This window comes from uncultured Xylophilus sp. (assembly GCA_913776965.1).
GTDB lineage: Bacteria > Pseudomonadota > Gammaproteobacteria > Burkholderiales > Burkholderiaceae_C > Xylophilus.
Genome location: CAJYQL010000097.1, coordinates 40,580 through 52,532 on the forward strand (window position 1 = coordinate 40,580; position 11,953 = coordinate 52,532).

Annotated in this window: 13 protein-coding genes; 12 read left to right on the plus strand and 1 reads right to left on the minus strand. The window is 70.9% G+C overall.

The window, feature by feature from the left end:
- From QZ500_RS13950 to QZ500_RS14005, 12 genes are all read left to right on the plus strand, one after another.
- Entirely contained in the window at positions 1-639 is a 639-nt protein-coding gene (locus QZ500_RS13950) for a MarR family transcriptional regulator (protein ID WP_295856006.1), read from the plus strand.
- Complete coding sequence (locus QZ500_RS13955; protein WP_295856007.1) at positions 636-1,490, plus strand: enoyl-CoA hydratase family protein; 855 nt, start codon at positions 636-638, stop codon at positions 1,488-1,490. Before QZ500_RS13950 ends, QZ500_RS13955 begins: the two co-directional genes overlap by 4 nt.
- A 114-nt stretch (positions 1,491-1,604) precedes the next feature.
- Positions 1,605-2,789 carry an acyl-CoA dehydrogenase family protein gene (locus QZ500_RS13960; protein WP_295856008.1) on the plus strand — a complete coding sequence of 395 codons (1,185 nt, stop codon included), beginning with the start codon at positions 1,605-1,607 and terminating at the stop codon, positions 2,787-2,789.
- An 83-nt stretch (positions 2,790-2,872) separates the two neighbouring features.
- Entirely contained in the window at positions 2,873-4,558 is a 1,686-nt protein-coding gene (locus tag QZ500_RS13965; RefSeq protein WP_295856009.1) for an AMP-binding protein, read from the plus strand.
- Positions 4,555-5,745 carry an ABC transporter substrate-binding protein gene (locus tag QZ500_RS13970; protein WP_295856010.1) on the plus strand — a complete coding sequence of 397 codons (1,191 nt, stop codon included), beginning with the start codon at positions 4,555-4,557 and terminating at the stop codon, positions 5,743-5,745. The genes QZ500_RS13965 and QZ500_RS13970 overlap by 4 nt, the downstream gene beginning before the upstream one ends.
- A 5-nt stretch (positions 5,746-5,750) precedes the next feature.
- A complete protein-coding gene (locus QZ500_RS13975) occupies positions 5,751-6,671 on the plus strand; it encodes a branched-chain amino acid ABC transporter permease (RefSeq protein WP_295856011.1) in 921 nt (306 codons plus the stop codon).
- A 13-nt stretch (positions 6,672-6,684) separates the two neighbouring features.
- Entirely contained in the window at positions 6,685-7,698 is a 1,014-nt protein-coding gene (locus QZ500_RS13980) for a branched-chain amino acid ABC transporter permease (protein WP_295856012.1), read from the plus strand.
- Positions 7,695-8,477 carry an ABC transporter ATP-binding protein gene (locus QZ500_RS13985; RefSeq protein ID WP_295856013.1) on the plus strand — a complete coding sequence of 261 codons (783 nt, stop codon included), beginning with the start codon at positions 7,695-7,697 and terminating at the stop codon, positions 8,475-8,477. The genes QZ500_RS13980 and QZ500_RS13985 overlap by 4 nt, the downstream gene beginning before the upstream one ends.
- A gap of 62 nt (positions 8,478-8,539) precedes the next feature.
- Positions 8,540-9,241: an ABC transporter ATP-binding protein gene (locus QZ500_RS13990; RefSeq protein ID WP_295856018.1), complete on the plus strand. Its 702-nt coding sequence runs from the start codon at positions 8,540-8,542 to the stop codon at positions 9,239-9,241.
- Positions 9,238-9,708 (plus strand): thioesterase family protein, encoded by a 471-nt coding sequence (locus tag QZ500_RS13995; RefSeq protein WP_295856014.1) that lies wholly within the window; start codon positions 9,238-9,240, stop codon positions 9,706-9,708. Before QZ500_RS13990 ends, QZ500_RS13995 begins: the two co-directional genes overlap by 4 nt.
- 4 nt (positions 9,709-9,712) lie before the next feature.
- Positions 9,713-10,105: a RidA family protein gene (locus QZ500_RS14000; RefSeq protein ID WP_295856015.1), complete on the plus strand. Its 393-nt coding sequence runs from the start codon at positions 9,713-9,715 to the stop codon at positions 10,103-10,105.
- Between the two features lie 10 nt (positions 10,106-10,115).
- A complete protein-coding gene (locus QZ500_RS14005; RefSeq protein ID WP_295856016.1) occupies positions 10,116-10,982 on the plus strand; it encodes an alpha/beta hydrolase in 867 nt (288 codons plus the stop codon).
- Positions 10,983-11,010: 28 nt separating this feature from the next.
- On the opposite strand, the gene QZ500_RS14010 is transcribed toward QZ500_RS14005, so the two are convergent.
- Complete coding sequence (locus QZ500_RS14010; RefSeq protein WP_295856019.1) at positions 11,011-11,934, minus strand: YicC/YloC family endoribonuclease; 924 nt, start codon at positions 11,932-11,934, stop codon at positions 11,011-11,013.
- Between the last annotated feature and the right edge of the window lie 19 nt (positions 11,935-11,953).

Here is an 11,953-nt window from a genome sequence, read left to right on the forward strand (position 1 = left end):
ATGGGCCGCCCCGTTCCGCTCGTACTTGCCTCCGTTCCCGCGCCGGTCCTCGACGACGACCGCATCGGGCACGAGGCCCGGGCCGTCGCAGGCGACCACATCGACCTGAAGATCTGGCTGCGCCTGCTGGCCTGCAGCACCCAGATCGAGCAGCAGATCCGCCAGCGGCTGCGCACCCGCTTCGGCACCACGCTCGCGCGCTTCGACTACCTGGCGCAGCTGCAGCGCCACCCGGACGGCCTGCGCATGAACGCGCTGTCGCGCTACCTGATGGTGACCGGCGGCAACATCACCGGCCTGACCGACCAACTGGCCAAGGAAGGCTTGGTCGAGCGGGTCGATGATCCGGAGGACCGGCGTTCCTGGCGGGTGACGCTCACCGCCCGCGGCTGCACCGAATTCGCCGCGATGGCCACCGAGCACGAGGGCTGGCTCGCCGGCATGTTCGCGGAGCTGGCGCTGGCCGACAAGGAAACGCTGTACGACCAACTCGGCCGGCTGCGCGTGCTGCTGGCCCGCCACGAAACCGCGCACGACGCCGCGCCCGACCACCCTGACGCCGCGCCGCCCGCCGCTGACGCGCCGGCGCCGCGCGCCGCTCGCAAGACCCCGACCCCCCGCAGGAGACCCGCCCCGTGACCGCATCCGCCATCGATCCCGCACTGCTCGCCGGCAACCGCCAGGCCCTCGCCGGCTACCAGGCGACCCATTTCCTCTGGAGCGTGGCCGACGGTGTCGGCACCATCACCCTCAACCGGCCCGAGCGCAAGAACCCGCTCACCTTCGATTCGTACGCCGAACTGCGCGACCTGTTCCACCGCCTGCGGCAGGCGACCGACGTGCATGCGGTGGTGCTGCAGGGCGCCGGCGGCAACTTCTGCTCGGGCGGCGACGTGCACGAGATCATCGGCCCGCTGGTGCAGCTGAAGGCGCCCGAGCTGCTGCTGTTCACCCGCATGACCGGTGCGCTGGTGTCGGAGATGCGGCACTGCCCGCAGCCGATCGTCGCGGCCATCGACGGCGTCTGCGCCGGGGCCGGCGCGATCATGGCGATGGCGTCGGACCTGCGGCTCGGCACTACGCGCAGCAAGACCGCCTTCCTGTTCAACCGCGTCGGCCTGGCCGGCTGCGACATGGGCGCCTGCGCGATCCTGCCGCGCATAGTCGGCCAGGGCCGGGCGTCGGAGCTGCTCTACACCGGCCGCGCGCTGCCGGGCGACGAGGCCGAGCGCTGGGGCTTTCTGAACCGCCTGTGCGAGCCCGACGCGCTGGCCGCCGAGGCGCAGAAGCTGGCGCAGGACATCGCCGCCGGCCCGACCTTCGCCAACGGCATCACCAAGACGATGCTGCACCAGGAATGGGCGATGACGGTGGACCAAGCGATCGAGGCCGAGGCCCAGGCCCAGGCGCTCTGCATGCTGACCGGCGACTTCGACCGCGCCTACCGCGCCTTCGTGGACAAGCGGCGGCCGGTGTTCGAAGGTAACTGACGGCCCCCGCTGCGCGTTTGCTCACTTTTCGATAGCTGACTGCGCAGGTGCAGCGGGCGCAGAAGCACGATTTTCATCATAAAGCCGGCTTCCGGCCGGCCACGGAGACACCCGATGCGCGACGACGGCACCCTCGACTGGCCCTTCTTCGACGACCGCCACCGCGCGCTCGCCCGCAGCCTCGACGCCTGGGCCGCCGACCACGTGGCCGACGACGCCCACGGCCCCGACGTCGACGATGCCTGCCGCGCGCTGGTCCGCAGCCTCGGCGACGCCGGCTGGCTGCGGCACGCGGTGGCCGCCGCGGCGGGCGACACGATCGATACCCGCGCGATCTGCCTGATCCGCGACACGCTGGCGCGCCACGCGGGCCTCGCCGACTTCGCCTTCGCGATGCAGGGGCTGGGTTCCGGCGCGATCTCGCTCGCCGGCAGCGACGACCAGCGTGCCCGCTACCTGGGCAGGGTCGCGCGCGGCGAGGCGATCGCCGCCTTCGCGCTGTCGGAACCCGATGCCGGCTCCGACGTCGCCGCGCTCGCCTGCGCCGCGCGGGAGGAGGGCGGCGACTATGTCCTCGACGGCGAGAAGACCTGGATCTCCAACGGCGGCATCGCCGACTTCTATGTCGTGTTCGCCCGCACCGGCGAGGCGCCGGGCTCCCGCGGGATCAGCGCCTTCATCGTCGATGCGGACACGCCCGGCTTCGAGATCGCCGAACGGATCGACGTGATCGCGCCGCATCCGCTGGCGCGGCTGCGCTTCGCCGGCTGCCGCATCCCCGCGTCGCAGCGCATCGGCGCCGCCGGCGAGGGCTTCAAGATCGCGATGCGCACGCTCGACGTGTTCCGCACCTCGGTCGCGGCCGCGGCGCTCGGCTTCGCCCGGCGGGCGCTGGACGAGGCGATGGCGCGCGCCACGCAGCGCCGCATGTTCGGCGGCGTGCTGGCGGATTTCCAGCTCACGCAGGCGAAGCTCGCGCAGATGGCGACCGCGATCGACAGCGCGTCGCTGCTCACCTACCGCGCCGCCTGGCTGCGCGACCAGGGCCGCACCGTAACCCGCGAGGCCGCGATGGCCAAGCTCACCGCCACCGAGAACGCCCAGCAGGTGATCGACATGGCGGTGCAGATGTGGGGCGGCCTGGGCGTGGTGAGCGGCCAGCCGGTCGAGCGGCTCTACCGCGAGATCCGTTCGCTGCGGATCTACGAGGGCGCGACCGAGGTGCAGCAGCTGATCATCGCCCGCGACCTGCTGAAGACCTGGAAGGACGCCGGCCGCAAGGTCCATGCACCGACCTAGGGTGATCCCGCTGGCCTGCCAATTGCTTTAAGCCTAAAGTAATTCCCGGTTCCGACCGCTTCGCACCAAAAGGGGTTTTTCGCATGGCCAGCGCGCACATCGACACCTTCGCCCGTGACCGGCTGCCGCCGCTCGAGGCGCAGCCCGTCTACCGCTTCGACCTGCCCGAACTGCAGTTCCCGGCGCAGCTGAACTGCGCGACCGAACTGCTCGACCGTGCGGTCGCCGACGGCCGCGGCGACCGGCTCTGCATCCAGGGGGCCGGCGTGCGCTGGACCTATGCCGACCTGCAGGCGCAGGCCAATCGGATCGCGAACGTGCTGGTGCACGACATGGGTCTGGTGCCCGGCAACCGGGTGCTGCTGCGGGCGCCGAACACGCCGATGCTGGCGGCCTGCTGGTTCGCGGTGATGAAGGCGGGCGGCATCGCGGTGGCGACCATGCCGCTGCTGCGCGCCAAGGAACTGCAGGCGATCGTCGACAAGGCGCAGGTCACCCATGCGCTGTGCGACTTGCGCCTGGCCGACGAGCTGCGCACTGCGGCCGAGGCCTGCCCGGTGCTGCGGCAGGTTCGCCATTTCCACGACCCGTCGGCGAACGGCCTGGAGGCGGCGATGGCCGCGCAGCCGGCGCAGTTCGACACGGTCGACACCGCCGCCGACGACACCTGCATCCTCGCCTTCACCTCCGGCACCACCGGCGTGCCGAAGGCGACGATGCACTTCCACCGCGACGTGATGGCGATCTGCGCTTGCTGGCCGCGCCATGTGCTGCGCGCCCACGAGGACGATGTCTTCATCGGCAGCCCGCCGATGGCCTTCACCTTCGGACTCGGCGGGCTGCTGCTGTTCCCGATGGCGATCGGCGCGTCCACCGTGCTGCTGGAGAAGGCCTCGCCCGCGCAGCTGATCGACGGCATCCGCGACTACGGCGCGACGGTGCTGTTCACCGCCCCGACCTCCTACCGCACGATGGCGGCCGACGGCGAAGCGCTGCGCGCCGGCACGCTGCGCCGCTGCGTGTCCGCCGGCGAAGCGCTGCCGGCCGCGACCCGCGCGCTGTGGAAAGAGGCGACCGGCATCGAACTGATCGACGGCATCGGCGCGACCGAGCTGCTGCACATCTTCATCTCGGCCGACGAGGCCCATGCCCGCCCGGGCGCCACCGGTGTGGCGGTGCCCGGCTACCGCGCCCGGATCGTCGATGCCGAGGGCCGGGCGCTGCCGCCCAACACCGTCGGCCGGCTCGCGGTGCAGGGCCCGACCGGCTGCCGCTACCTGGACGATGCGCGCCAGGCGCAGTACGTGCAGGACGGCTGGAACCTGACCGGCGACGCCTACCGGATGGACGAGGACGGCTACTTCCACTACCAGTCGCGCACCGACGACATGATCATCTCGGCCGGCTACAACATCGCCGCGCCGGAAGTGGAGGAGGCGCTGCTGCAGCATCCGGCGGTGGCCGAATGCGGCGTCATCGGCGTGCCCGACGAGGAGCGCGGCCAGATCGTCAAGGCCTTCGTCGTCCTGCGCCCCGGCCATGCCGGCGAGGACGCGACCGCCCGCCTGCTGCAAGACTTCGTCAAGCAGACCGTGGCTCCGTACAAATACCCCCGTGCCATCGCCTTCGTGGCCGGTCTGCCGCGCACCGAAACAGGCAAACTCCAGCGCTTCCGCCTGGGCCGCGACGACACGGCCCCGGCACCGATTCCCGCCACCGCCGTGTCCGGCATCGCCTCCCGCTCCACCGACAGAAAGGTCGCACCATGAAGTCCGTTTCCGCATCGTCGCTCAAGCCCCTCGCCGCCGCTGTTCTCGCAGCGCTCGCCCTGTCCGCCCAGGCCGCGGACGCGGTCAAGGTCGGGCTGCTCAGCACGCTTTCCGGCCCGGGCGCCGGGCTGGGCATCGACATCCGCGACGGCTTCCAGCTGGCGATGAAGCACGGCGGCGGCAAGCTCGGCGGCCTGCCCGCCGAGGTGGTGGTGGCCGACGACCAGCAGAGCCCCGACGTGGCCCGCCAGACCGCCGACCGGCTGATCAAGCGCGACAAGGTCGACTTCATGACCGGCGTGGTGTTCTCCAACGTGATGCTCGCCGTCGGCGCGCCGACGTTCGCCTCCAAGACCTTCTACATCAGCGCCAACGCCGGCCCGTCGCAGTACGCGGGCGAGCAGTGCAACCCCTACTTCTTCAGCGCCAGCTACCAGAACGACAACCTGCACGAGGCGGTCGGCAAGACGGTGACCGACAAGGGCTTCAAGCGCGTTGCGCTGCTGGCGCCCAACTATCCCGCCGGCAAGGACGCGCTGGCCGGCTTCAAGCGCTTCTACAAGGGCGAGGTGCTGATGGAGGCGTACACGCCGCTCAACCAGCTCGACTACGGCGCCGAGATCGCCAAGATGCGCGCTGCCAAGCCGGATGCGGTCTACATCTTCCTGCCGGGCGGCCTGGGCATCAACTTCATCAAGCAGTTCGTCGGCTCCGGCCTCTCGAAGGACATGACCCTTTTCGGCCCGGGCTTCTCGGCCGACGAGGACGTGATCAAGGCGGTCGGCGAGCCGATGCTCGGCATGTTCAACAGCTCGCTCTGGGCGCACGACCTGGACAACGCCGCCAACAAGAAATTCGTCGCCGACTTCCAGAAAGAATACGGCCGGCTGCCGTCGCTCTATGCAGCGCAGGGCTACGACGCGGCCCGGCTGATCGACGGCGCGGTGCGCGACGTGAAAGGCAGGATCGAGGACAAGGCTGCCGTCCGCAAGGCGCTGGAGGCGGCGCGCTTCGAGTCGGTGCGCGGACCGTTCAAGTTCAACACCAACCATTTCCCGATCCAGGATTACTACCTGCGCGTGATCACCAAGGACAGCCAGGGCCGGGTCACCAACCGCACGCTCGGCACCGTGTTCAAGAACCATGCGGACGCCTACGTCGGCGCCTGCAAGATGCCGGCGGCCTGACGCGCATGAGCGGCGTGCTGGTTCTGGAGCAGTCCCTGAACGGGCTGCAGTTCGGGCTGATGCTGTTCCTGCTGGCCGCCGGCCTGACGCTGGTGTTCGGCATCATGGACATGATCAACCTGGCGCACGGCTCGCTCTACATGGTGGGCGCCTACCTGATCGCCACCGCGGCCGCCGCTTCGGGCTCCTTCTGGATCGGCCTGGGCGCGGGTGTCGTCGGCACCGCGCTCGTCGGCATGCTGCTGGAGGTGACCGTGCTGCGCCGCCTCTACAAGCGCGACCACCTGTCGCAGGTGCTCGGCACCTTCGCGATCCTGCTGATGGCCAACGAGGGCGTGCGCATGATCTGGGGCTCGCAGCCGGTTGCGCTCAACCCGCCGGCCAGCCTGTCGGGCCCGATCGAGCTGCTGCCGGGCTTCTCCTATCCGGCCTATCGGCTGCTGATCATCGGCGTGGGTCTGGCGGTGGCGGCGCTGCTCTACGTGCTGGTCACGCGCACCCGCATCGGCATGCAGGTGCGCGCCGGCGCCTCCAACCGCGAGATGGCGCTGGCGATGGGCACCAACGTGCAGCGGCTCTTCACCGCGGTGTTCGGCCTGGGCGCGGCGCTCTGCGCGGCGGCCGGCGGCATGCTCGGGCCGCTGCTGGCGGTGCAGGTGGGCATGGGCGAGAGCATCCTGATCCTCGCCTTCGTGGTGATCGTGATTGGCGGCATCGGCTCGATCCGCGGCGCGCTTTTCGGCGCACTGCTGGTCGGCGTGGTGGACACCGCCGGCCGCACGCTGATACCGCTGGCCTTCGGCGCCTGGCTGGGGCCGGAGGCGGCCGGCAGCGCCGGGCCGGCGGTGGCATCGATCCTGATCTACCTGCTGATGGCCGCGGTGCTGTTCTGGAAACCGCGCGGGCTGTTCCCGGCGCACGGATGAAGGGCCCGACCGCATGACGACGACGATTCCATCCCCCGCGGGCGCCCGGTCCGTACCGGTGCCGGACGCGGCGCCCGCCGGCCTGCTCGACCATGCGCTGCGCCCGCGCTGGACGGTGCCGGTGCTGCTCCTGCTGGCCGTGCTGCCGTTCGCCGCGCGGGCGATCGGCGAGGACTTCTATATCGGCCTGGCGACCCGCATCCTGATCTTCGCGCTCGCCGCCACCAGCCTCAACCTGGTGCTCGGCTTCGGCGGCATGGTGAGCTTCGGCCACGCGGCCTTCATCGGCATGGGCGCCTATGCGGTCGGCATCCTGATGCAGCAGGGTATCGCGTCTGCCTGGATCGCCTGGCCGGCGGCGGTGCTGGCGAGCGCGCTGTTCGCCTTCGCGGTGGGGGCCGTCAGCCTGCGCACCCGGGGCGTCTACTTCATCATGATCACGCTGGCCTTCGCGCAGATGCTGTTCTACCTGATGGTGTCGATCAAGGCCTGGGGCGGCGAGGACGGCCTGACGCTGGCGGGCCGCTCGGTCCTCGGCGGCGGTGTCGATCTGGCGGACGACACCCGCTTCTACTACGTGGTCCTGGTGCTGTTCGTGCTGGCCTTCCTCGGCATCCAGCGGCTGCTCAATGCCCGCTTCGGCCATGTACTGCAGGCGATCCGCGAGAACGAGACCCGCATGGGCGCCATCGGCTTTCCGGTCTACCGCTACCAGCTGGCGGCCTTCACGCTGGCGGGCGCCATCGCGGGCCTCGCCGGCGCGCTGCTGGCCAACCAGTCGAGCTTCGTCAGCCCGTCGCTGCTGCAGTGGAACCAGTCGGGCCTGCTGCTGGTAATGGTGATCCTCGGCGGCGTCGGCCATGTCTGGGGCGGCTTTATCGGCGCGGTGGTGTTCCTGCTGCTGGAGGAAATCCTGGCGGCCTACACGATCCACTGGCAGTTCGGCCTGGGGGCGGTGCTGCTGCTGGTGGTGCTGGTGGCGCCGCACGGCCTGGCCGGGCTGCTGCAGCGCAGGAGGAGCGCATGAGCACGCGCGCCGACACGCCACCGCTGCTGCACATCGACGGGCTGGTCAAGCGCTTCGGCGGGCTGGTCGCCACCGACCATGCGCAGATCGCCGTGCAGCCCGGCGAAATCCATGCGCTGATCGGCCCGAACGGCGCCGGCAAGACGACGCTGATCCACCAGATCTCCGGCACCCTGGCGCCGGACGCGGGCCGCATCCTGTTCCGCGGCGAGGACATCACCCGGCTGCCGATGCCGCAGCGGGTGCTGCGCGGCCTGGCGCGGTCCTACCAGATCACCAGCATCTTCCGCCGGCTGTCGGTGCTCGACAACGTGGCGCTGGCGGTGCAGGCGCGCGAGGGCAGCAGCATGCGCTTCTGGCAGGCCGCGCGCAGCGAGCGCGCCCGCTATGCGCAGGCGGCGGCCGTCGTCGAGCGGGTCGGGCTGGCCGCGCAGATGCATGCGGTCGCCGGCGCGCTGGCGCACGGCGAGCAGCGGCAGCTGGAGGTGGGCCTCGCGCTCGCCACCGCGCCGCAGCTGCTGCTGCTCGACGAGCCGATGGCCGGCATGGGCCCCGACGAATCCGAGCGCATGGTGGCGCTGCTGCAGTCGCTGCGCGGCGAAGCCACGGTGCTGCTGGTGGAGCACGACATGGATGCGGTGTTCCGCCTCGCCGACCGCATCTCGGTGCTGGTGTTCGGCCGGGTGATCGCCTGCGGCACGCCGGACGACATCCGCGGCAACGCCGAGGTCCGCCGCGCCTACCTGGGCGACGAAGCCGCCGAGGAGGCCGCCGCATGACGACGCACGCCCCACACTCCGCCGACGTGCGGCAGCCCGCCGTGCCGGGGGACCGGCCGGCCCTGCTCGAGGTCGACGACCTGCAGACGTCCTACGGCAGCAGCCAGGTGCTGTTCGGCGTCGGGCTGCGCATCGGCGCCGGCGACGTCGCCACGCTGCTCGGCCGCAACGGCATGGGCAAGACGACGACGGTGCGCTCGGTGCTCGGCCTGGTACGGCCGCGCGGCGGCACGGTGCGCTTCCGCGGCGAACGCATCGACCGGCTGGAGCCCGACCGCATCGCCCGCATGGGCCTGGCGGTGGTGCCCGAGGGCCGGCAGATATTCCCGAACCTGTCGGTCGCCGAGAACCTGCGTGCCTTCGGCGCCAACCGCAACCAGTCGGCCGACCCCTGGACGCTCGACCGGGTGTACGCGCTGTTTCCGCGGCTAGCGGAGCGTTCGCGCAACATGGGCAACCAGCTGTCGGGCGGCGAGCAGCAGATGCTGGCGATCGGCCGGGCACTGATGACGAATCCCTACCTGCTGGTGCTCGACGAGGCGACCGAGGGCCTCGCACCGCTGATCCGCGAGGAGATCTGGCGCTGCCTCGCGCAGCTGCGCGCGCAGGGCCAGAGCATCCTGGTCATCGATAAATATGTGCAGCGGCTGATCTCGCTGGCCGACCGGCACACGATCGTGCAGCGCGGCCGGGTGGTGTGGCAGGGCGATTCGGCGGCGCTGGCGGCCGACCCGGGCCTCTGGCAGCGGTACATCGGCGTATGACGCAGCTCGCCTTCGCCGACCCGACGGTGGTGTTCGCGCAACCGCTGCGCATCCGCTTCGCCCACTGCGACCCGGCGGGCATCGTGTTCTTCCCGCAGTACTTGGTGCTGCAGAACGGGCTGGTCGAGGACTGGTTCACCGACGGCCTCGACATCAACTACGCCGACCTGCTCGGCCGCCGGCGCGTCGGCGTGCCGATCGTGCAGTTGCAGTGCCAGTTCCAGGCGATCAGCCGGATGGGCGACGCGGTGCGGCAGACGGTCGGCATCGAGCGCGTCGGCCGCAGCTCGCTGACGCTGGTGCTGCAGTGCCGCGGCGACGACGGCCTGCGCATGCAGTCGCGCCAGGTGCTGGTCACCACCGATCTCGATACCCACAAGGCTGTGCCGCTGCCCGATGACCTGCTGGCGGCCCTGCGCGGCCTGCCGCAGGGCAGCGACCCACCGACGACGACCGACCGGAGATAACCCGATGCAGACCCTTCTTCCCCCCGGCTGGCCCCGTCCGCGCGGCTATGCCAACGGTGTCACCGCCCGCGGTCGCATGGTGTTCGTCGCCGGCATGATCGGCTGGGATGCTGACGGCGTTTTCCACACCGACGACCTGGCCGGTCAGGTGCGCCAGGCGCTGCAGAACGTGGTCGCGGTGCTGGAGGCCGGCGGCGCGAAGCCCGAGCACATCGTGCGCATGACCTGGTACGTGACCGACCGCAAGGCCTACGTCGCCGCCTATCCCGAGATCGGCAAGGCGTTTCGCGAGCTGATCGGCAGCTTCAACGCGGCGATGACGGCAGTCGAGGTGTCGGGCTTGGTCGAGGACCGGGCGAAGGTCGAGATCGAGGTTACGGCCGTCGTACCGGACTGAGGCGGTCGCCGTGCTCCCGCTGTACCGCGACTTCACGACGCAGGAACAGATCGACGCGCAGTACGACACCGCGATCCCGGTGGCCGACCGCGCGGCCGAGCTGCGCCACTACGCGGAGCGCAGCGCCCATGCGCGTGCCACGCTGCGCTGCATTCTCGACGTGCCCTACGGCCCGACCCGGGCCGAGTCGCTCGACATCTTTCCGGCGGACCGTCCGGGCGCGCCGGTGTTCGTCTTCATCCACGGCGGCTACTGGCGCGCGCTGTCGTCCAAGGAATTCAGCTGCGTGGCGCTGGGCCTGCAGCGGCGCGGCATCACGGTGGTGGTGCCCGACTATGCGCTGTGCCCGGCGGTGACGGTCGGCGAGATCGTCCGGCAGATGCGCGCGGCCTGCGCCTGGGTCCTGCGCCAAATCGAAAACCACGGCGGCGATCCGCGCCGGGTGGCGGTGGGCGGCAGTTCCGCCGGCGCCCACCTGGCTGCGATGTGCCTGCAGACCGAATGGGACGCCGACTACGGTCTGCCGCAGGACCCGTTCGCCGCCGCGGTGCTGGCGAGCGGCCTCTACGACCTGGCGCCGCTGCGCTGGAGCTGGCTGCAGCCCAAGATCCAGCTGACCGAAGGCGACGTGCGCCGCCTGTCGCCAATCCATGGCGTGCGGTCCTGCGCCACGCCGGTAATGCTCACCTGGGGCGGCCGCGAGCAGGCCGAGTTCGCGCGGCAGTCGCTCGCCTGGCGCGATGCCTGGACGGCGGCGGGCAACGCATCGTCGCTGCTGGACCAGCCCGACGCCCACCACTTCTCGGCGATCCACGGCTTCGAGGCGCCGGACAGCCCGCTGTGCGACTGGCTGGCGAACGTCCTGCAGCAGGGCTGACGCCGGGACCGACTCCCGGCGGAGCGCCTCACTCCAGGTTCTGCACCTGCTCGCGGATCTGCTCGATCAGCACCTTCATGTCGACGCTGATCCGCGTCAACTCCAGCGCGGCGGACTTTGAGCCCAGCGTGTTGGCTTCGCGGTGCAATTCCTGGATCAGAAAGTCGAGCCGCTTGCCGAGTTCGCCGCCCTTGCCGAGCAGCCGGTCGATCTCGTCGAGGTGGGAGTCGAGCCGGGTGATCTCCTCGGCCACGTCGATGCGGATCGCGAAGGCGGTCGCTTCCGACAGCGCGCGGTCCTGCGCGGCTTCCGGCAGCACGGTGCCTTCGCCGAGGGCCATCGCCTCGCGCCAGCGTTCCATGAAGCGCTGGCGCTGCTGTTCCACCAGCTGCGGCACCAGCGGTGTGGCCTGGGCGGCCAGGGCGCGCAGCTGGGCGACGCGGTCGCGCAGCATCGCGGCCAGGCGCGCGCCTTCGCGTTCGCGTGCGGCCTGCAGGTCGGCGATCGCCTGGTCGGCGAGCGCCATCAGGCTGGCGCTCCAGTCGTAGGGGCGGCCGCGGTCCTGTTCGGCCGCCGAGAAGCGCAGCACTTCGGCGACCGACAGCGGCACCGCGCCCGGCAGCCAGGCGCGCACCGCATCCTGCAGTCCGTTGAGCCGTTGCAGCATGCGGACCGACGGGTCGGGCAGGGCGGTGTCCGCATCGGTCTCGATGGCGGCACGCACCTCGACCTTGCCGCGCTTGATGCGGGTGGTGATGCGTTCGCGCAGGGCCGCCTCGTGGCTCCGCAGCTCGTCCGGCAGCCGGAAGGCGATGTCGAGGAAGCGGCTGTTGACCGAGCGGATCTCGAGTCCGAGCCGGCGTGCCGGCCCGGCGCGGCCGTCGCCTTCGGCACCGGCTGCGGGGCCGGTGTCCTGGACGCTGGCGTAGCCGGTCATGCTGTAGACTGCCATGAGAATTCTGGAAGGTTGG